General features: G+C 70.7%; 25 protein-coding genes. 7 read left to right on the top strand and 18 right to left on the bottom strand.

The features are described 5' to 3' along the window. Positions 1 to 37: 37 nt before the first annotated feature. Positions 38 to 1,417 (top strand): MDR family MFS transporter, encoded by a 1,380-nt coding sequence (locus IEY69_RS03170; protein WP_189071675.1) that lies wholly within the window; start codon positions 38 to 40, stop codon positions 1,415 to 1,417. Between the two features lie 56 nt (positions 1,418 to 1,473). On the opposite strand, the gene pdxT is transcribed toward IEY69_RS03170, so the two are convergent. The 5 genes from pdxT to rho form a co-directional block, all read right to left on the bottom strand. Continuing rightward, positions 1,474 to 2,064, bottom strand: a complete 591-nt coding sequence (gene pdxT / locus IEY69_RS03165; RefSeq protein ID WP_189071674.1) for a pyridoxal 5'-phosphate synthase glutaminase subunit PdxT — start codon at positions 2,062 to 2,064, stop codon at positions 1,474 to 1,476. Positions 2,065 to 2,066: 2 nt separating this feature from the next. After that, positions 2,067 to 2,957, bottom strand: a complete 891-nt coding sequence (gene pdxS / locus IEY69_RS03160; RefSeq protein ID WP_189071673.1) for a pyridoxal 5'-phosphate synthase lyase subunit PdxS — start codon at positions 2,955 to 2,957, stop codon at positions 2,067 to 2,069. 92 nt (positions 2,958 to 3,049) lie between these two features. Continuing rightward, complete coding sequence (locus IEY69_RS03155; protein WP_189071672.1) at positions 3,050 to 3,445, bottom strand: response regulator; 396 nt, start codon at positions 3,443 to 3,445, stop codon at positions 3,050 to 3,052. Beyond that, positions 3,442 to 4,779 (bottom strand): peptidoglycan DD-metalloendopeptidase family protein, encoded by a 1,338-nt coding sequence (locus tag IEY69_RS03150; protein ID WP_229783584.1) that lies wholly within the window; start codon positions 4,777 to 4,779, stop codon positions 3,442 to 3,444. Before IEY69_RS03150 ends, IEY69_RS03155 begins: the two co-directional genes overlap by 4 nt. 37 nt (positions 4,780 to 4,816) lie before the next feature. Next, positions 4,817 to 6,091 carry a transcription termination factor Rho gene (gene rho, locus IEY69_RS03145; protein ID WP_189071671.1) on the bottom strand — a complete coding sequence of 425 codons (1,275 nt, stop codon included), beginning with the start codon at positions 6,089 to 6,091 and terminating at the stop codon, positions 4,817 to 4,819. Between the two features lie 626 nt (positions 6,092 to 6,717). Between rho and IEY69_RS03140 the strand changes: the two genes are divergently transcribed. Beyond that, positions 6,718 to 7,062: a DHCW motif cupin fold protein gene (locus IEY69_RS03140; protein ID WP_189071670.1), complete on the top strand. Its 345-nt coding sequence runs from the start codon at positions 6,718 to 6,720 to the stop codon at positions 7,060 to 7,062. 176 nt (positions 7,063 to 7,238) lie between these two features. Next, complete coding sequence (ileS, locus tag IEY69_RS03135; RefSeq protein ID WP_189071669.1) at positions 7,239 to 10,424, top strand: isoleucine--tRNA ligase; 3,186 nt, start codon at positions 7,239 to 7,241, stop codon at positions 10,422 to 10,424. Between the two features lie 56 nt (positions 10,425 to 10,480). Here ileS and IEY69_RS03130 read toward each other — a convergent pair whose 3' ends face one another. The 3 genes from IEY69_RS03130 to IEY69_RS03120 all read right to left on the bottom strand — a co-directional run bounded on the left by IEY69_RS03130 (position 10,481) and on the right by IEY69_RS03120 (position 12,906). Beyond that, positions 10,481 to 11,227: a shikimate dehydrogenase gene (locus tag IEY69_RS03130; protein WP_189071668.1), complete on the bottom strand. Its 747-nt coding sequence runs from the start codon at positions 11,225 to 11,227 to the stop codon at positions 10,481 to 10,483. 73 nt (positions 11,228 to 11,300) lie between these two features. Continuing rightward, positions 11,301 to 12,053, bottom strand: a complete 753-nt coding sequence (locus IEY69_RS03125; protein WP_189071667.1) for a TspO-related membrane protein — start codon at positions 12,051 to 12,053, stop codon at positions 11,301 to 11,303. 67 nt (positions 12,054 to 12,120) lie between these two features. Continuing rightward, a complete protein-coding gene (locus tag IEY69_RS03120; RefSeq protein WP_189071666.1) occupies positions 12,121 to 12,906 on the bottom strand; it encodes a hypothetical protein in 786 nt (261 codons plus the stop codon). Between the two features lie 112 nt (positions 12,907 to 13,018). Between IEY69_RS03120 and IEY69_RS03115 the strand changes: the two genes are divergently transcribed. Then, complete coding sequence (locus IEY69_RS03115; RefSeq protein ID WP_189071665.1) at positions 13,019 to 14,017, top strand: hypothetical protein; 999 nt, start codon at positions 13,019 to 13,021, stop codon at positions 14,015 to 14,017. Positions 14,018 to 14,234: 217 nt separating this feature from the next. Here the strand turns inward: IEY69_RS03115 and argJ are convergent, their stop codons facing one another. Continuing rightward, on the bottom strand, positions 14,235 to 15,389 hold the full coding sequence (gene argJ / locus IEY69_RS03110) for a bifunctional glutamate N-acetyltransferase/amino-acid acetyltransferase ArgJ (RefSeq protein ID WP_189071664.1): 1,155 nt from the start codon (positions 15,387 to 15,389) through the stop codon (positions 14,235 to 14,237). A gap of 71 nt (positions 15,390 to 15,460) precedes the next feature. Between argJ and IEY69_RS03105 the strand changes: the two genes are divergently transcribed. Next, positions 15,461 to 17,056: a GMC family oxidoreductase gene (locus tag IEY69_RS03105; RefSeq protein ID WP_189071663.1), complete on the top strand. Its 1,596-nt coding sequence runs from the start codon at positions 15,461 to 15,463 to the stop codon at positions 17,054 to 17,056. A 79-nt stretch (positions 17,057 to 17,135) separates the two neighbouring features. Next, positions 17,136 to 17,660 (top strand): hypothetical protein, encoded by a 525-nt coding sequence (locus tag IEY69_RS03100; protein WP_189071662.1) that lies wholly within the window; start codon positions 17,136 to 17,138, stop codon positions 17,658 to 17,660. 64 nt (positions 17,661 to 17,724) lie between these two features. Here IEY69_RS03100 and IEY69_RS03095 read toward each other — a convergent pair whose 3' ends face one another. From IEY69_RS03095 to trpC, 8 genes are all read right to left on the bottom strand, one after another. Beyond that, complete coding sequence (locus IEY69_RS03095) at positions 17,725 to 18,249, bottom strand: isoprenylcysteine carboxyl methyltransferase family protein (protein WP_189072340.1); 525 nt, start codon at positions 18,247 to 18,249, stop codon at positions 17,725 to 17,727. 14 nt (positions 18,250 to 18,263) lie between these two features. Beyond that, the gene (gene meaB / locus IEY69_RS03090) at positions 18,264 to 19,208 is read right to left on the bottom strand and encodes a methylmalonyl Co-A mutase-associated GTPase MeaB (RefSeq protein ID WP_229783583.1); all 945 of its coding nucleotides are present in this window, start codon (positions 19,206 to 19,208) and stop codon (positions 18,264 to 18,266) included. 244 nt (positions 19,209 to 19,452) lie between these two features. After that, on the bottom strand, positions 19,453 to 20,895 hold the full coding sequence (locus IEY69_RS03085; protein WP_229783582.1) for a nitronate monooxygenase: 1,443 nt from the start codon (positions 20,893 to 20,895) through the stop codon (positions 19,453 to 19,455). 228 nt (positions 20,896 to 21,123) lie between these two features. Continuing rightward, entirely contained in the window at positions 21,124 to 21,837 is a 714-nt protein-coding gene (locus tag IEY69_RS03080) for a histidine phosphatase family protein (protein ID WP_046842684.1), read from the bottom strand. Continuing rightward, entirely contained in the window at positions 21,834 to 22,889 is a 1,056-nt protein-coding gene (gene purM, locus IEY69_RS03075; RefSeq protein ID WP_189071661.1) for a phosphoribosylformylglycinamidine cyclo-ligase, read from the bottom strand. Before purM ends, IEY69_RS03080 begins: the two co-directional genes overlap by 4 nt. A 44-nt stretch (positions 22,890 to 22,933) precedes the next feature. Further along, complete coding sequence (locus IEY69_RS03070; RefSeq protein ID WP_189071660.1) at positions 22,934 to 23,632, bottom strand: TVP38/TMEM64 family protein; 699 nt, start codon at positions 23,630 to 23,632, stop codon at positions 22,934 to 22,936. Positions 23,633 to 23,690: 58 nt separating this feature from the next. Then, positions 23,691 to 24,524, bottom strand: a complete 834-nt coding sequence (locus IEY69_RS03065) for an MBL fold metallo-hydrolase (protein WP_189071659.1) — start codon at positions 24,522 to 24,524, stop codon at positions 23,691 to 23,693. Continuing rightward, the gene (gene trpC, locus IEY69_RS03060) at positions 24,521 to 25,321 is read right to left on the bottom strand and encodes an indole-3-glycerol phosphate synthase TrpC (RefSeq protein ID WP_189071658.1); all 801 of its coding nucleotides are present in this window, start codon (positions 25,319 to 25,321) and stop codon (positions 24,521 to 24,523) included. Before trpC ends, IEY69_RS03065 begins: the two co-directional genes overlap by 4 nt. 59 nt (positions 25,322 to 25,380) lie before the next feature. Between trpC and hpt the strand changes: the two genes are divergently transcribed. Beyond that, positions 25,381 to 25,908: a hypoxanthine phosphoribosyltransferase gene (hpt, locus tag IEY69_RS03055; protein WP_189071657.1), complete on the top strand. Its 528-nt coding sequence runs from the start codon at positions 25,381 to 25,383 to the stop codon at positions 25,906 to 25,908. A 114-nt stretch (positions 25,909 to 26,022) separates the two neighbouring features. Here hpt and IEY69_RS03050 read toward each other — a convergent pair whose 3' ends face one another. Continuing rightward, complete coding sequence (locus IEY69_RS03050; protein WP_046842690.1) at positions 26,023 to 26,289, bottom strand: cold-shock protein; 267 nt, start codon at positions 26,287 to 26,289, stop codon at positions 26,023 to 26,025. Positions 26,290 to 26,379 lie beyond the last annotated feature (90 nt).

The raw sequence follows: 26,379 nt of genomic DNA, 5'->3' as shown, positions 1-26,379 counted from the left end.
ACTCTTGGCCCGACGTTCACGGGAGTACGCTGCGCAGGTGAATGCCCTCCCCAACCTCAGCCCGCAGGCGCGGCAACTGGCCACCACCGGCCTGATCGTGGGCGTGTTCCTGGCTGCGCTGGAGGCCAGCGTGGTCGCCACCGCCATGCCCAGCGTCATCCGCGACCTGGGCGGCGAGCACCTGTACGCCCTCCCGTTCGCCGTGTACCTGCTGACCAGCACCGTCAGCAGCCCCCTGTGGGGCCGCGCCAGCGACGTGGTGGGCCGCCGCCGCCTATATTTGGCGGCCATCGTGATCTTCCTGATCGGCTCGGCGCTGTGCGGGCAGAGTCACTCCATGGTCCTGCTGATCGCCGCGCGGGCTGTGCAGGGCATCGGCGCGGGCGGCCTGCTGCCCCTGACCCTCACGATGGTCGGCGAACTGTACTCCCTGCAGGAGCGCAGCCGCGTGCAGTCCCTGATCTCCGGCGTGTGGGGCGTGTCCGGACTGGTGGGGCCTCTGCTGGGCGGCTGGCTCACGGAGGCCGTCTCGTGGCGCTGGACCTTCTACGCCAGCCTGCCGTTCGGCGTGGCGGCGTTGCTGCTGGCCCTGCGCTTCCTGCCGGAGACCGGGCAGCCCCGCCCCGCGAGAATCGACTGGGCGGGCGCGGCGCTGTTCACGCTGGGCAGCGGACTGGTCGTGTGGGGCCTGGAGCAGCGGCAGTGGCTGCTGGTGGGACTGGGCGCCGCGACCCTGGCCGGAGCCGTGGTCCTGGAACGCCGCCACCCGGACCCGCTGCTGCCCATGCGCGCCCTGCGCGAGCGGCTGCCGCGCGTGGCGTTCGCGGGGAACCTGCTGGGCGGCGCGGCGTACTTCGGCGTGATCGCGTACCTGCCGCTGTACGCGCAAGGTGTCACGGGCGGCGGCGCCACGGCGGGCGGCGCGATCCTGACCCCCATGCTGGTCGGCTGGACCCTGACGGCCATCGTCACCTCGCGCCTCGTGAAAACGGTGCCGCTGGCCCGCATCGCCCAGGCAGGGTTCGCGGTGCTCGTCGTCATGTTCGGCGCGCTGATCTTCGCCGTGCACGCGCCGCTGTGGGTCACGAGCGCGCTGGGCTTCGCGGTGGGCACCGGCATGGGCTTTTCCATGCTGAGCCTGCTGCTGGCCGCACAGGAGTCCTCCGCGCGCGAGGAACTGGGCGCCGTCACCAGCGGCGTCCTGTTCGCCCGGCAGATGGGCGGCGCGCTGGGCACCGCGCTGATGGCCCTGCTGATCGGCTCGGCCGCAATCGAAAGCGGCGGGTTCGACCTCGCCGAGGGGCTGCGCCGCGCGTACCTGCTGGCGCTGGGACTCGTGGTGGTGGCCCTGGCACTCAGCCTGCGCCTGCGCGTCACCCGGCCCACGCAGGCGCCCGCACCGGCCAGCAACGACTGACCCATACAAACCAGGCCGCCACCCCGCTCGGAGGTGGCGGCCTGTGGCGTCTGCGTTCAGGCGGGCGTGAGGCAGCCCTGCAGGAACAGCCCGTGCAGGCGGTCGTCCCCGGTGAGTTCCGGGTGGAACGCGGTGGCGAGCACGCGGCCCTGACGCACCGCGACGGCCTGCCCGTCGTACTCGGACAGGACTTCCACGCCGTCACCGACGCGGGCGAAGGCGGGCGCGCGGATGAACACGGCGGGGAACGCGCCGTCCAGGCCGCGCACGTCCAGGCCGGTCGTGAACGAGTCGATCTGCCGCCCGAAGGCGTTGCGCTGCACGGTCACGTCCAGCAGGTCCAGGCTGTCCTGCCGTCCGAACTGCGGCGGGGCGCCCTGCACCTCGCGGGACAGCAGGATCGCGCCCGCGCAGGTGCCCCACAGCTGCCCGCCGCGCGCGTGGAAGGCCCGCAGGGGTTCCCACAGCGCATACTCGGTCATCAGGCGGGCCATGGTGGTGCTCTCGCCGCCGGGGAGGATCAGGCCGTGCAGGCCGTCCAGGTCCGTCGCGAGACGGACTTCGGTCACCTGGGCGCCCAGGCGTTCCAGGGCGGCGCGGTGCTCGCGGAACGCGCCCTGGAGGGCCAGCACGCCGATGCGGGCCATGTTTACCAGCCGCGCGCGGCGAGGCGCTCGGCAGGAATCAGGTCGTCGATGTTGATGCCGGTCATCGGGGCGCCCAGGTCCTCGCTGATCTCGGCGAGCACCTCGGGGTTCTGGAAGTGCGTGACGGCCTTCACGATGGCCTGCGCGCGGCGCTCGGGGTTGTCGCTCTTGAAGATGCCGCTGCCGACGAACACGCCGTCCAGGCCCAGAAGCATCATCAGCGCGGCGTCGGCGGGCGTGGCCACGCCACCGGCGGCGAAGTTCACGACGGGCAGCTTGCCGTGCTCGTGCACGTAGCGGACCAGTTCGTAGGGCGCCTGGAGGTCGCGGGCGACGGTCATGAGTTCCTCGGCGGGGCGGGCCTGGATGTGCTTGATCTCGCCCAGCACCGTGCGGGCGTGACGGACGGCCTCGATGACGTTGCCGGTCCCGGCCTCGCCCTTGGTGCGGATCATGCTCGCGCCCTCGCCGACGCGGCGCAGGGCCTCGCCGAGGTTCTTGGCGCCGCACACGAAGGGCACTTTGAAGTCGTGCTTGAGGATGTGGTACTGGTCGTCGGCCGGGGTCAGGACTTCGGACTCGTCGATGAAGTCCACGCCGAGCGCCTGGAGGATCTGCGCTTCCACGATGTGCCCGATGCGGACCTTGGCCATGACGGGGATGCTGACGGCGCCGATGATCTCCTTGATCATCTTGGGGTCGCTCATGCGGGCCACGCCGCCGTCCTTGCGGATGTCGGCGGGGACGCGTTCGAGGGCCATGACGGCGGTCGCGCCGGCGGCCTCGGCGATGCGGGCCTGGTCGGCGGTGACGACGTCCATGATGACGCCGCCCTTGAACATTTCAGCGAAGCCCTGCTTCAGGGCGGGGGTACCGGTGGTCGCTTCAGTCATGGGCCCAGAGTAGGCCAGAACTGACCCCCCGAATAGGGTCACGTTGGCCGCATGCGGGGGGTCAGATTGGAAGCAGGAGAGCCAGGTCCAGACTAGCGGGACGGCTTACGGCGCCGGGCTTCCTCGATCCGCTCGACGAGTTGCGACGGCCGGAACGGCTTGACGAGGTACTCCTGCACCACGTCAGGACCCAGGTCCGGCATGACCGCCGGTCGCGCCAGACCGGACAGAAACACCACCGGCGGCAGCGCCGCACCATGCTGGGCGGCCATGCGGCGCACCGTCTCGAACCCGTCCCACGGCACCATCAGCACGTCCATGACGATCACGTCAATCCGTTCCTGCGCCAGGACCTCCAGCGCGCGCGGTCCACTGCTGGCCGGGCAGACCTCAAACCCGTGAATGGCCAGGGTCAGATCCAGCAGTTCCAGGATCTGCTCCTCGTCATCCACGACCAGAAGGCGCACCCCGGCACGATCCGGGGTCATGGCAGCAGGCCCAGCGGATCCACCGTCTGGCCACCCAGCCGCACCTCGAAGTGCAGGTGAGGACCGGTGCAGATGCCGGTGCAGCCGATGTACCCCAGCAGCTGCCCCTGCTCCACCTGCTGCCCCTCGGAGACGGCGGCGCGGCTCATGTGACCGTACACCAGGGTGCTGTTGCCACTCTGCGTAAACACATTCAGACCATACGCCCCATAGCCGCTCTGCGTGACGCGACCTGCCGACGCCGCGTAGATCGGCGTGCCGTACGGCGCAGCCAGGTCAATCCCGCCGTGGAACACCTGACGGTGGAATTCGATGTCCTGCTCGGCGTACCGGCTGGTCAGGCGGTAGTTGCGCATGGGCCAGACCAGCCCGCTGCGCCCGGAGCCCACTCCGGCGGCCGAGACGCTGGTCCGCTGCGCCGACTGCCGCGCGCGTGCCCGGGCGGCCGCCTGCGCCGCCTCGAACTGCTGCTGTCGTTCCAGGGCGGCCATCGCGGCCTTCCGTTCAGGACTGTTCTTCCAGGCCAGGAACTTCTCGTACTGCGCCTGCGCCTCGTATCTCGCTTCCAGGCGGGCCTTCTCGCGGCCCTTCTTCCAGGCGACGAACTTCTCGTACTGCGCCTGCCGCTGCGCGGCGATGGCGGCGCGGCGCTCGGCCTCACGGCGATCGGCGAGCTGCTGCGCGAAGCCTTCGGCGCGGATGCCGGGCAGCAGCAGTTCATCTCCGACGTTCAGTTCGGTGGGCAGCACGTCATTCGCCTGCGCGGTCGCCACGAGATCCGCGCCGTACCCGGCAATCAGGGACAGCGCAGACTGACCGGGTTTGATGCGCACCAGCAGCCCCGGCGTGCCCGTGGGAACGTTCAGGGTGCCGCCGACCTCCAGCCGGTCGAGGCTGGTGCGGTCCAGGTTCACGCCCAGCAGATCCACGACCGAGATGCCGAAGCGGTGAGCGACGCGGGCCATGGTGTCCCCGGGCCGCACGCGGTACGTGACGACCGAGCGGGGCCGGACGGGCTGGTCTGCCTGCACGCGACCCGGGAAGGTCAACTGCACCACCTGGGTGTTCGCCCGGGTGGACGCCAGTTTCACGGCGCCGACCGTCAGGCCGTAGCGGCGGGCCACGGCCGGCAGGGGCGTGTCGCGGGTGGTGACGATCTGCACCAGCCGCTCGCCACGGTCGCGGGTGAGGACGACGTCCGCCGGGCTGCTGAGTTGCAGCTGCAGCGGCGAGAGCAGCCGCTCTTCCGGAGTGGATTGTTGCGCCTGGGCGAGGCCCAGCAGGGTACCGAGGGTCAGGAGCCGCGTCGCGCGGCGCACAGAAGGAAAGGACAAGGGTGAGCTCCGGGGAGTGAAATCGAGTAGACGAACGTCAGCCGCCGGCCAGGGCCTGCAGGAATTCGACGTTGTTCCGGGTTTTACCCATGCGGGACAGCAGCATCTCCATCGCGTCCGCGGGGTCCATGTCACTGATGACCTTGCGCAGCAGCCACATCTTCTTCAGGACTTCAGGCTGCAGCAGCAGTTCCTCGCGGCGCGTGCCGGACTTCAGGATGTCCAGCGCCGGGAAGATCCGGCGTTCCTCGAGGCGGCGCGACAGCACGAGTTCCGCGTTGCCGGTGCCCTTGAATTCCTCGAAGATCACGTCGTCCATGCGGCTGCCGGTCTCCACGAGGGCGGTCGCCAGGATGGTCAGGCTGCCACCCTCGCGGATGTTGCGTGCGGCACCCAGGAAGCGTTTGGGCCAGTGCAGGGCGTTGCTGTCCAGACCGCCGGACAGGGTGCGCCCGGTGGGCGGGGTGACGAGGTTGTTCGCGCGGGCCAGTCGCGTGATGGAGTCCAGCAGGATCACGACGTGCCCACCCTCCTCGACGATGCGGCGGGCGCGTTCGTGCACGAACTCCGCGACGCGCACGTGATGCTGGGGCGGCTCGTCGAAGGTGCTGGCGATGACCTGCGCACCCTGCACGCTCTCGCGGAAGTCCGTGACCTCCTCTGGGCGTTCGTCGACCAGCAGGACCATGACGGTCACGTCCGGGTAGTTCTTGACGATGGAGTTCGCGATCTTCTTCAGCAGGCTGGTCTTGCCGGCCTTGGGCGGCGCGACGATCAGCGCACGCTGCCCGCGCCCGATGGGCACCAGCAGGTCCACGACGCGCAGGCTCAGGCCGTCGTCCATGGTGGGGTCTTCCAGCACCAGCTGCGCGTCCGGGAAGGTGGGGGTCAGGTCATCGAAGCGCGGGCGGCGGCGGGCCGTCTCGGGGTCCACGCCGTTCACGGCCTCCACCTGCACCAGCGCGCCGAAGCGTTCGTTCTCGCGGGGCTTGCGGGCGCGGCCGATGATCTCGTCCCCGGTCCGCAGGTGGTACTGCTTGATCACGCCGGCGCTGATCAGCACCGTGCGGCTGTTCGGGTCGAGCAGGTCGGCCTGCAGGAAGCCGTACCCGTCAGGGCTGATCTCCAGGAAGCCGCGCGCGAGCAGCTGGCCTTCACTGGCCGCCTGATGCTCCATGATCGCCAGGGCCAGGGCGTCCTTCTTCAGCTTGCGGTAGTTCTCGATGCCGTACCCGGCGGCGATCAGGTGCAGTTCCGGGAGGATCTTCTGCTGCAACTCGTGAAACGGGAGGCTCTGATGGGTGTCGGTCACGGCGTGGCCTCCCGTCGGGCACAGTTGGAAAGGGCAATGCCGACCCGCATGGGCCGCGCCTCAGGGGCGGTCCGGTCGGGGCAGGCAGGGGGGGTGGGGAATGTCATTCGTTCAAACTCCTGAAACCAATTCTAAACGCGCGCTGTCCGTTTTCACATGCGCGCGGTGACCTCGGGGGTAGGCGGACCGCAACAATCACCGTCCAGCATACCCTCAACGGGACGCCGTGCGGCGGTCCACGTTGACCGACCCCAGCCTGCCGCCCTACCATGAGGCGCACCCCAGACCGGGGTGAGACAGCAGAGGCGACCGAGAGGACAGTAGGGCGCGCAGGGCAGCACGAGCGAGTCAGGGACGGTGAAAGCCTGACGCCAGCCGCGAGTACCGAAGATCACCTCCCGCGCCGACGGAAGAAAGGCCCACGGGCCGACTAGACCCGTCCGGACACCCCCCGTCAGAGGGCCAATGGAGACCGGTGATGACCGGTGAAGTTGGGTGGTACCACGCACCAGCTCCCCGCAGGGGGCGGCGCGTCCCAGCACCGTCCCCCCGCGTGGGGGCGTGACCGCTGAGACCCGCCGCCCCCTTCTCCGTTTACCCGTGTTCCGTCCCCGGAGGCCCGAACCATGCAGCTGACCGACATTCCCTTCGGGGTGACCACCTGGGCCGACGTGCCCGCCACCGAGCACCCCGGCGAGCGCGGCGCGGCGACGTGGCGCACCCGGCAGTTCGGAGCCGGACCGGGTGGACCCGTGCGTGTGCGGATGGTCGAGTACAGCGCCGGGTATCTGGCCGACCACTGGTGCGAGAAAGGCCACATCCTGCTCGTGCTGGCCGGGCAGCTGGACACCGAACTGGCCGACGGGCGCACCTTCACGCTGCGGCCCGGCGAGTCGTATCAGGTGGCCGATCAGGCCGAAGCGCACCGGTCGAGTACCGCCGTGGGGGCCACGCTGTTCATCGTCGACTAGCCGCCCCCTCTCCCCTGTCCTGACCCGCACCCGCCGGAGGTGACCATGCCCCGCATCCAACGACGCAACGGAACGCCCCTCTGCCCCGCCCGGCCCAGGCGGCCGATTCCGACGCGGGTGACCCCCGCCTCCGACGCCCGAGCCACCACGACCCTCACCGCCCATCTGGAGCTCACATGACCGACAAGAAGACCCTCTTCACGCCCGTGCAGGGCAACCCGAACTTCCCCGCGCTGGAACAGGGCATCCTCGACTTCTGGAAACGCGAACGCGTGTTCGAACGCTCCCTGGAACAGACCAAAGGCGGCCCCGTCTTCACGTTCTTCGAGGGCCCGCCCACCGCGAACGGCCAGCCCGGCGTGCACCACGTCCAGGCCCGCTCGTTCAAGGACCTCTTCCCGCGCTTCCGGACCATGCAGGGCTTCCACGTGCCGCGCAAGGCGGGCTGGGACACGCACGGCCTGCCGGTCGAGCTGGGCGTCGAGAAGAAACTCGGCCTGAACAGCAAACGCGAGGTCGAGGCGTACGGCATCGACAAGTTCAACGCGGAGTGCCGCGCCAGCGTGTTCGAGTACGAGGCCGAGTGGCGCAAGTTCACCGAGCGCATGGGCTACTGGGTGGACCTGGACGACGCGTACATGACGCTGCACAAGGACTACATCGAGAGCATCTGGTGGAGCGTCAAGAACCTCAGTGAGAAGGGCCTGCTGTACAAGGGCTTCCGCGTCGCGCCGTATTGCCCCAAGGACGGCACGACCCTGAGCAACGCCGAGGTGAGCGAGGGCTACAAGGACATCCAGGATCCCAGCGTGTACGTGCCGTTCCGCCTGACCGACCCGGCCCGCCTGGGCCTGGAGGACGGCGCGGCGTTCCTGGTGTGGACGACCACGCCGTGGACGCTGCCGTACAACGTGGGTGTCGCCATCCACCCGGAGTTCGAGTACGTGGCGGCGCGCGACAAGGACGGCGCGGTGCTGATCCTGGCCGCCAGCCTGAAGAACGAGGTGCTGGGCGAGGACGCCGAGGTCGTGAAGACCTTCAAGGGCAGCGAACTGGAGCGCGTGGCGTACCAGCCCCTCTTCACCGAAGCGTACGAGGCCGAGGGCGAGGGCAAGCCCGTGTGGATGTCGGGTCTGGACACCTACGTGTCCGACAGCGACGGGACAGGCATCGTGCACACCGCGCCCGCGTTCGGTGAGGACGACATGCGTCTGGCCCGCAACTACGGCTTCCCGGTGATCGTGGGCGTGGACGGCGAGGGCAAGCACCGCTTCGGTCCGTGGCAGGGCGTGTTCTTCCGCGACGCGAACACCGAGATCGTCCGCGACCTGCGCGCGCGCGGCCTGATGTGGCGCGAGAAGAACTTCCTGCACGCCTACCCGCACTGCTGGCGCTGCGGCACCCCGCTGATGTACTACGCCACCGAGAGCTGGTACCTAAACAACACCCGCCTGAAGGAGCGCCTGATCGAACTGAACCAGACGATCGACTGGCACCCGCCGCACATCAAGAACGGCCGCTACGGCGGGTGGCTGGAGAACCTGATCGACTGGAACCTCTCGCGCAACCGCTACTGGGGCACGCCGCTGCCCGTGTGGGAAGCCGAGGACGGCGAGTACCGCGTGATCGGCAGCTACGCCGAACTGGCCGAACTGAGCGGCCGCCCCGAACTGACGGGCCCCGACTTCGACCCGCACCGGCCCTTCGTGGACGACATCACCTTCGAGGCGGATGGCAAGACCTTCCGGCGCGTGCCGTACGTGATGGACGTTTGGTACGACAGCGGCAGCATGCCGTTCGCGCAGCACCACTACCCCTTCGAGAACAGGGAGAAGTTCGAGAACGGGGGATTCCCCGCGGACTTCATCGCGGAGGCCATCGACCAGACGCGCGGCTGGTTCAACAGCCTGCACCAGATCGGCACGATGGTGTTCGACTCCGTGGCGTACAAGAGCGTCATCTGCTCCGGGCACATCCTGGACGAGAAGGGCGCGAAGATGAGCAAGAGCAAGGGGAACGTCGTGAACCCCTGGGACGTGTTCGAGCAGTACGGCGCGGACGCCGCCCGCTGGTACATGTATGTCAGCGCGCCGCCCGAACTGAGCCGCCGCTTCGGCATGAACCTCGTCGGCGAGGCGTTCCGCAGCTACTTCCTGACACTGTGGAACACCTACTCGTTCTTCGTGCTGTACGCGAACCTCGACCAGCCGGACCTGAAGGCCGCCGCACCCGCCGATCAGCGCCCCGAGGTGGACCGCTGGCTGCTCGCCAAGGTGCAGGCCCTGATCGCCACGGTCACGGGCGCGCTGGAGAACTACGACCCGACCGGAGCCAGCCGCGCCCTGCAGGACTTCGTGGTGGAGGACCTGAGCAACTGGTACGTGCGCCGCAACCGCCGCCGCTTCTGGGCCGGGGACGACGGCGCGGACCACAACGCGTACGCCACGCTGCACTACGCCCTGGTGACCGTCACGCAACTCACCGCGCCGTTCACGCCGTTCCTCGCCGAGACGCTGTACGGGAACCTCGTGCGCTCGCTGGTCCCGGACGCGCCCGACAGCGTGCACCTCACCCCCTGGCCCAAGGTCGAAGAGGCGCTGGCCGCCCCGACCCTGGTGGGCGAGATGGACGCCGTGCTGCGCGTCGTCAGCCTGGGCCGCGCCGTCCGCGGACAGACCGGCATGCGCCAGCGTCAGCCCCTGCCGAAGGTCATGGTCCGTGCCCGCACCGCCGACCAGACCCAGGCGCTGGGCCGCTTCGCCGAGCAGCTCAAGGAGGAACTGAACGTCAAGGAGGTCGAACTGATCGACCAGTTCACCGAACTCGTCAGCTACCAGCTGCGCCCCAACCTCCCCGTGCTGGGCAAGAAGTTCGGGAAGGCAGTCCCGCAGGTCCGCGCCGCGCTGGCCGCCGCCGACGCCAGCGAAGTCGCCCGGTTCGTGCGCGACGGCAAGCAGTTCGAGGTCCTGGCACCCACCGGTGAACGCTTCGAACTCGGGCCGGACGAGGTCCTCGTGGACGCCAAGTCCCCCGAAGGCTTCGCCGCGCAGGAGGAAGCCGGGTACCTCGTCGCCTTCGACACCACCCTGACCCGCGAACTGGAACTCGAAGGGCTCGCCCGCGACCTCGTGCGCGGCGTGCAGGACGCCCGCAAGAAGGCCGGATTCGAGGTGCAGGACCGCATCGCCCTCCACCTCGACCTTCAGGGCGACGCCCGCGAGGCCGCCGAAGCGTGGCAGGAATACCTGATGAGCGAGACGCTGGCCGAGACGCTGGTGTTCGCCGCCGCCGACGGCTTCCAGGCCGAACTCGAAGGCGGGAAGGCCTACCTGCAGAAACTGGACACCGCCAGCCACAACTGAGCGGGCAGAAAGCGAGGCGCACCCGAACAGTGGGTGCGCCTCTCCCCTTTTTTCTCTTACACGAGGGCCTGCAGGGCCCCTTCGAGTTCCTGTGGGTGGAAGCGTTGCCCGGTGGCGTGTTCCAGCTGCCGGGCGAGGCGCCGCAGGGGGAGGTCACGCAGGTCGAGGGTGTTCGCGCCGCTGCCGCTGATGCTGGCCCGCCCGGTCAGGTCGATGACGGTGTGGTACGGCTGCACCAGCCCGGGCGGGAGGGTCCCGGCGGTGAGGATCAGCAGGTCGGCGCGGGCGGCGAAGTCGGTGACGCTGGGGTCGCGGCGGCTCAGGGGGTAGGCGCGGCGTCCGGCGGGCAGGTCGCGGGTGGCGCGTTCCGCTTCGGGGGTGCTCTCGGCGGCGATGCCGATCTCGGTGAAGCCCAGCCGGGCGAGGGGCAGGGCCAGGGCGAGGTCGTGGGCGTCCACGCCGAGGATCAGGGCGCTCGCGCCGCGCGAGGCGTACCCGCTGGCGTCCAGCGCGTCGGTCAGCGCGTCGCTGAGGGCGAAGGTCCCGTGGAATTCGCCGCTCAGGGCGATGGCGTCCACGCGGCCCACGCGGCGGGCGACGGCGTCGGGCGTGACGGCGTCCAGCGCGTGCGTCTCCTGGCTGGGGTGAACGAGCGCCCCAGTGAAGTGGAGGGTGCGGCTGGCGTCCAGCACGGCGCGCAGGTCGTCAGTGGGGACGTTCACGGCGATCAGGCCGAGGTCGCGCAGGGCGCGGGCGGCCGGGGCGGGGTAACCGATCAGGGCCAGGGGCGAGTCGGGATGCATGTGAAGTTCAGTGTACCGACCGCAGGTGGGCCGCTGCCGGTCATGCCCGCAGCAGCCCATCCGGGTGCGCTCGTTACAGCGCGGTGCGGCGGGTGCGCAGGCTGAGCAGGGCGCCCAGCACAACGATGACGGCGGCGATGGCGACGCCGGTCACGACGGTCGCGGCGTCCGGGCGGGCGACGTACACGCCGTAGAAGGCCCACAGCAGCACCCCGGCGAAGGCGTAGTCATGGAAGCGGGCCAGGAAGAACACGCCGATCGCGGCGGCAATCACGACGAGGACCGCGGACCAGACGGGGGCGCTGAGGCCCAGCGCGCCGGCCGTCACGCCGACGCTGACGAGGTACGCGGTGATGTTGGCGATCGTGGCGACGCTGATCCAGCCCAGGTACAGCGAGGACGGCAGCGCGAGCGTCCAGCGTTCCGCGCCCTGGGGCGGCAGGTCGCGCACCGTGAGGTACAGCCACACGAGGCTGGCGAGCAGGGCGAGCATGATGAGCACGCTGGGGCCGAAGTTCAGGCTCTGGAAGGCCAGCAGCCAGGAGACGTTCAGCAGGTTGCCCAGCAGGAACGGCCAGAACAGCCGATCAAATCGGGGGCCGCGCTGGGCGGGCAGCGCCTGGTACACGGCGAAGACCACCAGGCCCAGGAAGATGGGCCCCCACACGGCGAACGTGAGTCCGGCGGGCGTGAAGGCGTTCGGGAGGGCGTCGCTCACCTCCTTGTTCGAGTTCCCGAAGAGGGGGAGGGCGTTGCTGAGGTAGTTCATCACGAGCGTGAGGATCGTGGCGAGCAGCAGCGTGATCTGCCTGGGAAGTCCGGTCATGCGTTTAGCGTAGGAGGCGACCCTCCGTGGCGCTGTCTCCATGCGCCCAGTCTGCGACCGCGGGGCTTCAGGTGTTCTTGAGGTTCGCCCCGGCGCGGCGGGCGGCGACGGTCAGGCACGCGGCGGCCAGTGGCAGGAGCCCCCGCGACTGCCGCGTGAGCAGCCCGGCGGCCAGGGCCAGCGTGGCGACCTGCCGGGCGCGGCGGACCTCCTCGGCCCGCACGGCGCGCGGGGCGCGGTCACAGGCACTCTGCACTGGTTCCGGCGCGGTCAGATCACGGGCCAGCGGCAGGGCAGCCGCCGCGAGCAGTGCGCCCGTCCACGATCCGCCCCGCGCGCGGGCCAGCGGGGGCAGCAGCGCGCCCATCAGCGGGGTCACACTCCGCCCCCCATCGGTCAGGAGGGGCGCCGCACCGGCCACCAGCGCGCCCACCGTACCGCCCGTTCCGGCCGCCGCGAGCGACTGCGCCAGCAGACCCAGGTGATCGGTGCGGGTCAGGGTCTCCCCCGTCGTCCCTGCGATCCCCCGCAGTCCCGACAGCACCGCCAGCGCCGGGAGCAACGGCGCCAGCCCTCCGCCCCGGCTGATCAGCCCGGCCACCGCCGCCACGGGCAGCGCCGCGTTCGCCGTGCCCGGGAAGTCCGGGTCGAGTTCCCGCGCGGTCGCCCACGCCAGGAACGCCGCGCCCCCGATTCCCACCGCGTCCGCCCAGCCGCGCCCGCGCAGGCGGGCCAGCGCCACCGTCCCCAGCAGCCCCAGTGCCGCCACGCGGTTCGACGGGTACGCGAAGTCCAGCGGACGCGCCAGCGCCGAACGGGATGCAACCGGACGAAGAGTAGGTGGGGCACTCATGCCCGCACCCTACCCCCACCGCCGGGCGAGCGGGGGAATCGGTAAGGAATGCTGAGCGCCACGGGGGGCACATGAGCGTGGCTGGGCGGCATGAGGGTGCGAGATTGACGGAATGGACACGGCCCCGGTGTGGTTCACCACGTTCGACCCGCAGACGGAAGCACCTCTGCCTCCGGTACTGGACCGGTCGGCAGTCACGCCTGATCCCGCGTGGGTGCAGGGTCACGTGGGGCGTGTTCCCTTCGCGCTGGTCGCGGCGGGGCAGGCGGCGGATCAGGTGCCGCTGCGCTGGGAGGGCCGGGGATACTCCGGCGCCGCGCTTCGCGTTCAAGGGCGGGTGGCGGCACTGATCGGGATGGGATCGGGCACGCTGCCCGCGCTGTTTCACGCGCTAACTCTGACGCGGCGTCCCGCCCTACCAGCGGTGGATGACCTGCAGGACGCTCTGGCCTTTGGCCTGTGGGCGCTCGACGGGGCAACCGTCACGCGGCTGGCGTCACTCCTCCCGCCGGGGTGGTACGTGGCGAGTCTGGTCACGACCCGCCCGTCGGTGGTGGTGCCGGGCGGCCCGCTGGACTACATGACGCACGAGCGGGAGCGGTACTGGCCGGGTGATCTTCAGGAGGGCTCCTGGCCCGGAGTGGACGTGCCCACGGCACCACCTGCCCTGTCCTACCGCGCGCCGGGCTGGCAGGAGCCCGGCATGATCACGTACACCGACGGGCGGCAGGTGCCGGGCGAGGAGGCGGGCGTCTCGGTCCTGCTGCCCACCCAGGCGGAAAAGTCGCTGGATGCCCGGAGGGTGGCGTTCTACCGGGAGCAGTTCCGGGCGGGGGCGCGCCCCACGGCGGTCTGCGTGCAGGTGATCGAGGAGCGGGACAGCAACAGTCAGGTCGAGGGGACGCTGCTGTCGAACCTGACCCTGGCCGTGAACGTGATCGTGGATGGGCACCACAAGGTGCGGGCGGCTGCGCTGGAGGGCGCGGCGCTGACCGTGTTGACGTTCACCGCCCTGCCGTACACCGCGACGCCACGTGTCCTGAAACCCTGGATCGAGCGCACGCAGCGGCATCTTGCCCGATTCGACGCGCTGTCCAGCTTGCCGGAGTGATACGGATTCCGTTTGTTTCGCTGACAATCCGGAACTTCACCGGATTGCCAGCTCCACGTCCGGAACCCTATTTTCTCCTCCTCGCTCTGCTGCGCAGCTCTGCGAGTCCGCTCGGGTTGAACGTTTTTGCAAAACTTTCAACCGGAGTCCGTATGACCCGGCACAAGGCGCGGGGGGCAGGCACCGTGTCCCGCCCCCCGCGCACCACCTCCCCGGGTCAGGTCGTGTAGTCGGCGTTGATGCTGACGTATTCGGCGCTGAGATCGCAGCCCCAGGCCTCGCCGCGCGCGTCGCCGACGCCGAGGTCGATGGTGAAGACGACCTCCTCGGCTTTCATGCTGGCGCTGACCTGCGCGTCGTCGTACGGGAGGGGTTTGCCCTGGAAGACCGGGTGGTCCTGCACGGTAACGCGGAGTTTCTCGATGTTCACGCCGGCGCCGCTGCGGCCGACGGCCATGATGACGCGGCCCCAGTTGGGGTCGTTGCCGTGCACGGCGCTTTTCAGCAGGGGGCTGACGCAGCAGGTGCGGGCGGCGGCGAGGGCCTCGGCTTCGGTGCGGGCGCCGCTGACCTGCACGGTCAGGAGTTTGGTGGCGCCCTCGCCGTCGGCGGCGATCTGCCGGGCGAGGTCGCGCATGACGCCTTCCAGGGCGGTCAGGAATTCGGTAAGGTCGGTGGGTCCGGCCTGCCCGTTGCACAGGACGACGGCCATGTCGTTGGTGCTGGTGTCGCCGTCGACGGTGACGGCGTTGAAGGTGCGGTTCACGATGGCGGGGAACGCGTCGCGCAGCGCGGCCTGATCGATCTGGGCGTCGGTGAACGCGAAGGCGAACATGGTGGCCATGTCGGGGTGGATCATGCCGCTGCCCTTGGCAGTGCCGACGATGCGCGCGCCGCTGCTCAGGGTGGCTTCTGCCGTCTTGGGGCGGGTGTCGGTGGTCATGATGGCGCTGGCGAAGGCGTCCGCGCCGTTCTCCAGGTCGTCGGGCAGGTGCTCGATGCCGCTGAGAACCTTATCCATGGGGAGCAGGTGCCCGATGATGCCGGTGCTGGCGGTCAGGACCGCTTCGGGCGGCACGTTCAGGACGCTGCCGAACGCGTCGGCCATGTCGGCGTTGTCGCCCGCGCCGCGGGTGCCGGTGGCGGCGTTGGCGTTCCCGGCGTTCACGAGCAGCGCGCGGATGGGGGCGCCCTGCGCGTACAGGTCGCGGTTTCGGGTGACGCACGCGGCGGCGGTGGTGCTGCGGGTGCCCGCGAACGCCCAGGTGCAAGCAGTGCTGCTGGTGACGCCGCTCAGGTCGGTCTTGCCGCTGGGTTTGATTCCGGCGGCCATGGCGGCGGCGGTGAAACCGGTGGGGAAGGTGAGGCTCATGTACGGGAGTGTACCGGGCGGTCTGCCCGGACCGGGAGGGCGCGCGGGGTGGGCGTCTATACTCGGTGCACATGACAAGCGGGGACGCAGGGCAGGGGCGCGTGGATTTCATCGTGGTGGGGGCCGGGTCGGGCGGCTGCGTGGCGGTGCGGCGCCTGCTGGACGCGGGCGCGCGGGTGCTGCTGCTGGAGGCGGGCGGGCCGGACTCTCACCCGCTGATCCGCGCGCCGGGGGCGTTCAACAAGCTGTTCCGCACGGGGGTGGACTGGAACCTGACGACGGTGCCGCAGCCGCGCGCGGCGGGGCGGTCCTTCTACTGGCCGCGTGGGAAGGTGCTGGGCGGCAGCAGCGCGATCAACGCGACCATCTGGATTCGCGGCTCGCGGCGGGATTTCGACAGCTGGGGCGACGGCTGGACGTGGGAGGACGTCCTGCCGGAGTTCCGCGCGCTGGAGTCGTACCGGGGCCCGGCGTCCGAATCGCGGGGCGTGGATGGTCCGATGCCTGCCGGGGCGCGCGGCGAGTCGCACGAGTTGAGTCACGCGTTCGTGAAGGCGGCGGCGGTGGGGCTTGGTGTGCCGGTCGTGGACACCTTCAACGACGGGGTGCTGGACGGCGCGGGCCTGTTCGAGAGCAATCACCTGGGGGGCGAGCGGGTCAGTGCGTTCCGGGCGTTCCTGAAGCCCGTGCTGAACCACCCGAACCTCACAGTCCTGACGGGCGCGCACGTGCTGGAACTGCTGTGGGAGGGCCGGCGCGCGGCGGGTGTGCGGCTGCGCTGGCGGGGCCGGACGCTGGACGCCCCGGCGGGCGGGGTGATCCTCACGGCGGGCGCGGTGCAGACGCCGCAACTGCTGATGCTGTCGGGGATCGGGCCGCGCGCGGAACTGCAGCGGCACGGCATCCCGGTCCGTGTGGCGCTGGAGGGCGTGGGTGGGGGGCTACAGGATCACCTCGCGGTGCCGGTGATCACGCGGTCGCGGATCACGAGTCTGGACCGGGTGCCGCAGGGCGAGGCGCTGGCGCGGTACCTGTGGAACCGCAGCGGGCCGCTGAGCAGCAATGTCGCGGAGGCCTGCGCGTTCACGCACGCCCGACCTGGCCTGAGCAGCCAGGACGACCCGGACATCCAGTTCCATTTCGGTCCGGCGTACTTCCGGGATCACGGGTTCCGCACCGAGCCGGGCAATCATTTCTCGGTGGGGCCGGTGCTGGTGGACGTGCACAGCAGGGGCCGCCTGAGCCTGGCGTCGCGCGACCCGCTCGCGGCGCCCGTGATCGATCCGGGGTACCTGACGGACGAGCGGGACGTGCAGAGTCTCGTGGCGGGCGTGCGGCAGGCGCGCGAGATCGCCGCGACCCCTCCCCTGTCCGAGCTGCGCGGCGCGGAGGTCCTGCCGGGCGAGGGGCACCGCAGTGACGCGGCGCTGCGCCAGCACGTCGCGCGCGAGTGCGCGACCCTGTACCACCCGGTCGGCACGGCGGCCCTGGGTGACGGTGAGGACGCCGTGGTGAGCCGTGACCTGGCGGTGCGGGACGTGCGGGGCCTGTGGGTGGGGGACGCGAGCGTCATGCCGCGCATCATTCACGCGAACACGAACGCGACGAGCATGATGATTGGCGCGCGGGCCGCGACCTTCGCGCTCAGGGCAGCCGGAATCGGCTGACGTGAAATTGATGCGAATCGCACAGTCCTCATGCTCGGTTCACGAGCGTTCTCACCTCTCACGCTAGGGTGGCACTGACATGAAGCCCCGCTCCCTTCTCCTGACGCTCGCCGCCGCCGTGACCCTGGGCGCCGCCAGTGCCGTGCCCGTGAAGCTGGGTAACGTCCCCGTGACCGTCGAACCGAACGCCAAACTCCTGACCCTCAGTGCCGCCGGGATCCGCACCGCGTTCCCCAGCTCGGCCGGCCGCCCCGACGCCGTCTTCATGACCGAGGACCGCAAGGTGAGCGTCGCCTTCGAATGGCGTGACAGCAAACTCAACAAGACCGAGGTGAGCAAACTCGTCGAGCAGTTCCCCAGCGTAATTCGGGCGCAGGTCCCGAACGTGAAGACCCTCAAGGCGAACCTGCTGCAGGTCAGCGGGACCCCCTGGGCGCAGTTCATCTTCACCACGCCCAGCCAGGGCGACGAGCTGCGCCGCGAACTGCTCGTGACTAGCGTCGGAGGCCGCATGCTGGTCGTGACCATCGCCGGGAACGTGAAGGACTTCGCGAAGAACGAGGCTGTGGTCCGCACCCTGACGAACAGCGTCCGGGTGAACTGACCCGAGGGAGCAGAGGACAGGGCGGCTCCGGGCATCAGCGCGGGCCGCCCTGATTCGTTGCGGGTCAATCCTGCTGCGAGCGCTGGTATTCGGCCAGGGCGCGTTCCTCGGCCGGGATGCGGATGCCGAGGAGGAGCGCGGCGTTCAGCAGCGTGTAAGCGAGCGCGGTGCGCCACGCCCCGACTGCCAGTGGGGCCGAGGCGATCTCCAACGCGACGACGGCGTAGTTGGGGTGCTTCAGGTACCGGAACGGGCCGCCGGTGACGCGCTGCCCGCCGGGCACGATCAGGATGCGGGTGTTCCAGTAACGGCCCAGCGTGCGGATCACCCAGTACCGCAGCGGCTGCGCCAGGATGAACAGCGCCAGCGCCCAGGGGTTCACGCGACCCCGGCTGGCGCGGCCCTCCAGCAGCGTCAGGAGCATCCAGGTGGGGTGCAGCACGAAGAACAGCGGGTAGTGCGACTGGCCGTACTCCTGCGCGCCGTGCTCGCGCGCCCAGCGTTCGTTCGAGCGGGCGACGCGCAGCTCCAGCAGGCGCTGCACGACCAGGAACGCGAACAGCCACCCGGCTACTGTGCTGGCCTTCATGGGGAGGCGGGCCTTCACAGCTCCCCCCGCAGCAGCGTGTCGGCGGCGGCGTCGGCGTCCAGGTCGCCCCGGGCAACGCGGGCGTACAGGTCGCGGCCCAGGTCACGCGCGCGGCGCAGCAGGCGTTCCTGCACCAGCGTGCGGACCTCCAGCGCCGCCCTCGCCTCGCGGCGGCGTTGCAGGCCGTCCTCGCCCAGGTGCGCGCGGTGGGCCTCGACGGCCGCCACGACGGCCTCGATGCCCTCGCCCTTCGCGGCGATGGTGCGGCGGATCGGAGCGAACCAGGTGTGCTCGTCGTGCGCGCCGAGGCCCTGCGCGGCCATCAGTTCGCGCACGGTGCGGTCCGCGCCGGGCAGGTCGGCCTTGTTCACGGCGATCACGTCCGCGATCTCCATGATCCCGGCCTTGAACGCCTGCACGCCGTCCCCCCCGGCGGGCGTGACGACCAGCAGGGTGTGGTCGCAGGCGGCGGCGACGTCCACCTCGGACTGCCCGACGCCCACGGTCTCCAGGATCACCCAGTCGAAGCCCGCGCCTTCCATCAGGGCCAGGACGCCCAGGGTGCGTTCGGACAGGCCGCCCAGCGCGCCCCGGCTCGCCAGGGAACGCACGAAGACGCCCTCGTCCGCGTGGTGGCGCAGCATGCGGATGCGGTCCCCGAGGATCGCGCCGCCGCTGTAGGGGCTGCTGGGGTCCACGGCGAGCACCGCGACGCGCTGCCCCCGCGAGCGCAGGAACGCGATCAGGGCGTCGGTTAGGGTGCTCTTGCCGCTGCCGGGGCTGCCGGTCACGCCCAGCACGACGGCGCGCGCGGTGCGTTCCCGGGCGGCGCGCAGCAGGGGGCGCGCGGCGGGCAGTCCGGCCTCGGCCAGGGTGACGGCGCGGGCCAGGGCGCGCAGGTCCCCGGCGCGGTAGCGGTCCAGCAGCGGCCCCGGCGGGGGGGCGGAGGGGGCGGTCACGGGCTCCCCCGGTCAGGCGTGGGCAGGTGAGGGTGCATGTGCCTCCACCCTAGCGCACCCGCCCCGCTCCTTCCGGCAGGTCGGGGTGGGCCATTCAGACGGTATGAAAGTGACTTGTCTCCAACGTGGTCGCGTTCCGTTGTCCCCTCTCCCCCGGAGGGAGAGGGAGGGAGGAGCGAAGCGACGGAAGGGTGAGGGGGCCACCGGGCGACTCCGAATGACCTGAAATCACTTGAATACCGGATCAGCCGTGCAGGACGCGCAGCACGTCCGCCGCGCCGTACCCGGGCGTCCAGCCTCGCAGGGCAGCCAGTCCGTCCCCGCTGGTCAGCAGGCCAGGTTCGGTGACGCGGCCGCGCTGAACCTGCGCGTACCCGGCGTCGGCCATCAGGGCGTTGCACAGGCACTTGCGGCCCACGGTGTCGGCGGTGTCCCCGCCCTTCGCCCCGTAGGCTTGGGCGGGTTCGGCGGGGCAGCGCCAGCCCACCCGCCCTGACTGGGTGCGGTACGCCTCGCGCAGGTAGCCCAGGTCGCACACGCGCTCGCGGGCGGCGTACACCTCCGGCTGCGAGAGGGTGCCGGGCAGCGTGACCACCTTGAACGGGAAACCGGTGGGCGACGCGAGGGGATCGGTGAACACGTCCAGCGTTCCGGTCTGCGCGCGGGTCAGGACATCCTCTTTCAGGTCGGCGCGCAGCCCGGATTCCCGCGCGAAGGCGAACAGGGTGCCCACCTGAATTCCGGACGCGCCCGCCGCCAGCGCCTCGTGCAGGGCCTGTGGGGTGCCGCAGCCGCCCGCCAGCCAGAACGGCAGGCCCAGGGCGCGCATCGCGGGCAGGTCCACCTCGTCCCGCTCGCCGTACACGGGCTGCCCCCGGTCATCCAGCGTCAGCGGGCCGCGCGGGGGCGCGTTGTGCCCACCGGCTGTCGGCCCCTCCACGATGAAGCCCTGCACCGCCCCGCTGGCCTTGCGGGCCAGCACCCCCGCCAGGACGTGCGAGGACACGATCGGGTAGAAGTCCGGGCGGGTCAGCGGGACGGGCCGCAGGTCGAACTCGGCGGGGTCGAAGGTCAGGGTCAGCGGGTCGCCGCCCTTCACGTCCACGCGCAGGCTGGCGGGCCGCCCCGCCGCGAACGCGTCCAGGATGCCGGGGATGTCGCGGGGAATCCCGGCCCCCATGATCACGGTGCCCACCCCGGCCAGCATCGCGCCGTACAGCGCCGGAAGCGTATGCACCTGCAGCTTCGTCAGGAGGTTCAGTCCCACCGGGCGGTCGTGTCCCTCGCGGGCCAGCGTGACCTCGACGAACGCGCCGAGCAGCGTCATCTCCCAGGCGTCGCGGGAGCGGTCTGCGGTCGGCAGGGGCAGCCGGGCGTACGCCTCGCCGGGCGCGCGGCCCTCCGGGCGGAAGTACCGATCCAGGCACGCTTGCGCCAGCGCCGGGTTCGGGAAGGTCGCCAGGGCGCGCCGCACCTCTCCCCCAGCGTCCCCGTCCTGCAGGCGGCGCAGCAGCACCGTGTCGATCCCCGTGCCGGATACCACGCCCAGCCCGCCGCTGATGCAGACGGCGCGGGCCAGTCGCCAGTCGGACACGGCGATGCCCATGCCTCCCTGGATGACGCGCGGCAGCTCGGGGACGCGGGCGTGGGTTTCAGGCTGTTCGGTGGTGGTCGGCTGGTCGGTCATGCGCGGTCCTCCCGCCGCAGCGGTCCCGTGGGCCAGCCGGTCCGGCCCCTCCCGCCGCTGCGGCGTTCACGCCCACAGGGTGCGCCCGCCCGCCCCAGCACCCGGCGACCCTGGAACGGCGTGCAGGATTGCACCGCGTCCCGACGTGACCGGGAGGATCAGGGGCCAGCACGTTCACAGGGCAGAGGGTCCAGGCGGTGAACCTGAACCCTCCGGCAGTTGATCCCGTTACGGCGCCTGTCCCAGCACGTCGTCGGCTTCGGTGGCCTCCAGCAGGTTTTCGAGGTGCGCGTCGTCGTTGAAGCCCAGCAGCATGCCGCTGCCCTCGCCCAGCAGGACGCGGGTGATGCTGGTGTTGGCGACGCTCAGGCGCGCCCAGGCGTTGGCGGGCACGCCGCCCAGGGCGAGGCCCACAGCAACGCGCACGACGCCACCGTGCGTGAACACCAGGACTCTCTGGCCGGGGTGCCGTTCGCGCAGGGCGCCGAACGCGGCGCCGCTGCGGGCGTACAGGTCCTCCATGCTCTCCCCGCCGGGTCGCCGGGTGCTCCAGGGTTCGGTGCTCAGGGCGCCCAGGTAGTCGGGGTAGCGTTCGCGGATCTCGCTGATGACCAGCCCCGACAGTTCGCCGACGTCGATCTCGCGCAGCCCCGGGTCGCGCTGCGCGGGCGGCGCGCCGGTGAGGCGTTCGGCGACGATCTCGGCGGTGCGGGCGGCGCGGGCGAGGTCGCTGGTGTACACCGCGTCGAAGTGCTGCCCGGTCAGGCGTTCGGCGAGGCTGGCCGCCTGCAGGATGCCGATGTGGCTGAGGGGCACGTCGGCCTGGCCCTGGTAGCGGCCGTCGGCGTTCCAGGTGCTCTCGCCGTGCCGGACCACCCAGAATTCGGTGGCGGTGGCGCGGTCGGGCGCGGCGAATCCGGTGGGGGCGAGTCGCTTCGTCAAACGGCTCCCGTGAACGTGACGCCCTCGCCTTCCACCATCTGCCCGATCACCCAGGGCTGCTCCCCGGCGGCTTTCAGGGCGTCCAGCGCGGCCTGTGCCTGCTGGGCGGGGAGGATGAACAGGAAGCCGACGCCCATGTTCAGCGCGCGGAACGCCTCGTGGCGGGCGACCTGGGCGCGCTGCACGATCAGTTCGAACACGGGCGGGACGGTCCAGCTGGAGGTGTCGATCTGCATGCCGATGCCCTGCGGGAACACGCGGGGCGGGTTGTCGATCAGGCCGCCGCCGGTGATGTGCGCCATGCCGCGAATGTCGATCCCGGCGCGTTCCAGGGCGTCGAAGGCGTGCAGGTACGCGCGGTGCGGCACCGGGAGGATCTGCGCGAGGGTCTGCCCGTCCAGGTCGGCGCGGGCTTCAGTCCAGTCGAGGTCGTCCAGGGCCATGCGGGCCAGCGAGAAGCCGTTGGTGTGCAGGCCGCTGCTCGGCAGCGCGAGGACCGTATCCCCGGCCTGGATGCGGCTCCCGTTGATCAGTTTCGGGCGGTCGACGACGCCGACGATGGTGCCCACGATGTCCAGTTCGCCCTCGACGTACACGCCGGGCATCTCGGCGGTCTCGCCGCCCAGCAGGGCCACACCCAGGGCCTCGCAGGCCTGCGCGGCGCCGGTGACGACCTCCGCGACGCGTTCGGGGAGCAGCTTGCCCATGGCGACGTAATCCAGGAAGAACAGCGGGCGGGCGCCCTGCACCAGAATGTCGTTCACGCAGTGGTTGACGATGTCGCCGCCCAGGCCGGTGAAGGTGCCACTGCGCACGGCGACCTTGGTCTTCGTGCCGACGCCGTCGGTGCTGGCGACCAGCACGGGGTCGTCCATGTGTCCGAACGCGGCGCGGAACAGCCCGCCGAAGCCGCCCAGGCCGCCCAGGACGTTGGGGGTGTGGGTGCGCGCCACGGCGCCTTTCATGAGTTCCACCGCGCGGTGTCCTGCGTCGATGCTGACGCCCGCCCGTTCGTATGCCGACGCCTGGGCGCCCTGGTCTTGCTTGGTCATGAGCCTCCTGCATCCACCGTGCCGGTGGACTTCGGGCGTTCAGTTTACCCGAGTGAGCGCCCGGCGCGGCGGCGCCGGATCAGGGCGCGTCCAGCGGCGACGGTCGCGACGACGGCCGAGAGGATGATCATGCCCCACAGCAGCCGCTCGCCGCTCTCGGACAGCCACACGACGAGCGCCGTGACGGGCAGCGCCCCGGCGGCCGTGGCGAGCATGAAGGGCCGGAATTCCATGCGGGCCGCTCCGGCCACGAGGTTCATGACGTCGGCGGACAGGACCGGCATCAGGCGGATCATCAGGACGCCCTGGATGCCGTGCCGTTCGACGAACTCGTGAACTTTCACCCTGGTCCGCTCGCCGACCAGCGTGCGGATCAGGGTGTCGCCCAGCACGCGGCCCAGGCCGTACCCGGCGGCGGCGCCCAGCATCGTGCCGACGTACACGAGCAGGAATCCCTCGTAGGGCCCGTAGGCGCGGGTGGTGACGGCAATCAGGACGACGGCCGGCAGGACGGGCAGCACGGCCTGCAGCACGAAGCCGGCCACCAGGGCCAGCGGTCCGGCCCAGCCGAGGCTGTCCACGAACGCGCGGGTGACGGACGGGTCGCGGCTGGTCAGCGCGCCGAAGGCCGTGATCAGGAAGGCGCGCACGTCCGGCAGCAGGGCCACGCTGGTCAGGACGGCGACGACACCGCCCAGGATCAGCCAGCGCAGGGAGCGGGTGGAGTGGCGCGCGGCAGTCATCGGCGCACAGTCTAGGGGTGGACGGGGTGAGTTTCGCCCCGCGAAAGTTGGATGGTGTTCACACTCGTGCGGGACACGGCAGGGGTACTCGCAGATCGTCCTGCGCGAACGCCCAGTCCGGCGGCAGGAGGTGCGCGCGACGGACGTCCACGCCGTGCGACAGGTGCGTGAGGATCACCCGCCGGGCCGAGCGCGCCCACGGGAGGTTCAGGGCTTCGCGGACGTCGTACACGCTGCGTCCGCGGTGGGGGACGTCGCCCTCGTCCTCGAACGAGGTGCCGAGTACGAGCAGGTCCAGATCACTGAGCCACGCCTGTGCGGTGTCCGTGGGCACGTCGATGGCGTCGGTGATCACGGCGGCCCGCCAGTGGGGCGCGTCGAGGCGGATGGCGTGGCTCTCACCGTTCGCGCCGTGCGGCACCCGGAAGAGGCGCAGGGTCACGTCCCCCACGGTCACGCCCGCGTCCGGGATGGGCTGCACCGGGGAGCCGCCCCGGAAGGCGTACGGGAAGCGGTCCGCGAGCGCGGGGACGACCTCCGGGGGGGCGTAGATCCGCAGTTTCCCACTGGCGTACCGCACGTAGTCGAGCAGGTCGCCCAGGCCCAGGATGTGGTCGTTGTGCGCGTGGGTGATCAGCACCACGTCCGGCACCAGGGGGCCGGGCAGGCGGGCCAGCGCGGCGTGCGTGTCCGGCCCGGCGTCGAGCAGCGCGGTGCCCTCGCCGCCAGCGGTCAGCGGCACGCGCAGCAGCGTGGCGGTGCGGCCCCGGCGGTTCACGCCTCCCGCGCGGGCCTCCTGGCAGACGGGGCAGTCGCACCAGAAGCGCGGCACGCCCTTGCTGTCGCCGGTGCCCAGGAACGTCAGGGAGGCGTGTGGAGTGCCGGGGTTCACGCGCGCATCAGGTCGCGGGCGGCGCGGGTCAGGTCCCCGCTACCCGCCAGACTGCTGCCGACCAGCACGGCGTCCGCCAGTTCACGGACACTGCCCAGGTCCTGCGGGGTGCGGTAGCCGCTCTCGGCGACGAGCACGCCCGTGAAGCCCGCGTCACGCGCGCGGCGGATCAGGCGCGGACTGACCGCGAGGTCGATGTGCAGGGTGGTCAGGTCGCGGTTGTTCACGCCGATGATCGGCGCACCGGCCTCCAGCGCGATATCCAGTTCGCGCTCGTCGTGGACCTCCACCAGCGCGTCCAGGCCCAGGTGATGCGCCATGTGCAGATACTCGGCGGTGGCCTCGTGCAGCACGCTGACCATCAGCAGCGCCGCCGACGCGCCCCACTCGGCGGCCTCGCGCAGCATAGCGGGGTGAACCACGAAGTCCTTGCGCAGCGCGGGAACCGCGACGCCGCCCACCACATCCCGCAGGGCCTGCGCGGTCCCGTCGAAGTGGCGGGGTTCGGTCAGGACACTGATCGCACGCGCGCCGCCCGCCTGATACGCGAGCGCGGCGTCCAGCGGGTCCAGCGGCGCGATGGCGCCCTGGCTGGGGCTGGCGCGTTTGACCTCCGCGATCAGGGACAGGCCCGGCTGGCGCAGCGCCGCCTCGAAGCGGTGGGTGCGAGGGCGGGCGCCGCCCAGGGTCGGGTCGGCTCCGGCGTAGTCGGCGGCGCGTTCGTGCACGATGCGGCCCAGCACGCCCGGCACGCGGTCCAGGTTCAGGGGCACGGGGGGGCGGGGTCCGTCTGACATCCGCGTGAGGATAGCGCGGGCATGGTAGTCCCTGGGCAGGCGTGTTAGCCTGCGTGTCTATGAGTCTCGCCCCCGGCAACGGCCCCGTTCAGATCAACGAGCAGCAGGTTCAGGCCCGCATTCAGGAAATCGCGGCGAAGATCCGCGAGGACTACCGGGGCATCGAACCTCACCTGATCTGCGTCCTGAACGGCGCGTTCATGTTCCACACCGACCTCGTCCGCGCGCTGGGCATGCCCTGCACCATCGACTTCCTGCAGGCCAGCTCCTACGGGAACGCCAAGCAGAGCAGCGGCGAGGTCCGCATCGTCAAGGACCTGCAGTTCCCCATCAGTGACCGCCACGTGATCCTCGTGGAGGACATCGTGGACACCGGCATCACCATGAACTACCTGCTGCACTACCTGGAAGGGCGCGGACCGAAGACGCTGAAGATCGCGGCGCTGCTCAGCAAGCCCAGCCGCCGCAAGGTCGAGATTCCCGTCGAGTACCTGGGATTCACGATTCCCGACGCGTTCGTGTACGGGTACGGCCTGGACCGCGCGCAGTTCGACCGGAACCTGCCGTTCATCACCAGCCAGGAGTAAGGTCTGCTGAAACGGGGGGCGGAGCCTGCGGGTGTCCGCCCCTGACCATTGCTGGCAGGGGCATGAAAAAGAGGCACCCCGTTTCCGGAGTGCCCGCCTACTGGAGGGGAGTGCTTACCAGCGGTCGTTGCGACGGGCGCCGGCGCCGCCGCCGTAATCGCTGACGGGGGCCGCCTTGGTCACGACGATGTTCTTGGCCTGGGGGCCTTTGCCGCGCTGGCCTTCCTCGATCTCGAACTCGACTTCGTCGCCTTCGTTCAGCTTCTTGAAGCCGCTGGCCTGGATCGCGCTGAAGTGCGCGAACACGTCGGGGCTACCTTCGGTCTGAATGAAGCCGTAGCCTTTTTCCGCGTTGAACCATTTCACTTTACCTACTGCCATAATGCACTCCTTAGTTTCCAGATGTAGGCGTGGGCGCACGGTGAAGACCCTGTGCGCCCACCCTCGTTAAGTCGTTGTGCGAACTCGGGA

Source organism: Deinococcus sedimenti (assembly GCF_014648135.1).
In the GTDB taxonomy this organism is placed as follows: domain Bacteria; phylum Deinococcota; class Deinococci; order Deinococcales; family Deinococcaceae; genus Deinococcus; species Deinococcus sedimenti.
Note: the sequence above shows the minus strand (reverse complement) of the source record. Positions and strands in the feature narration are given on the sequence as shown.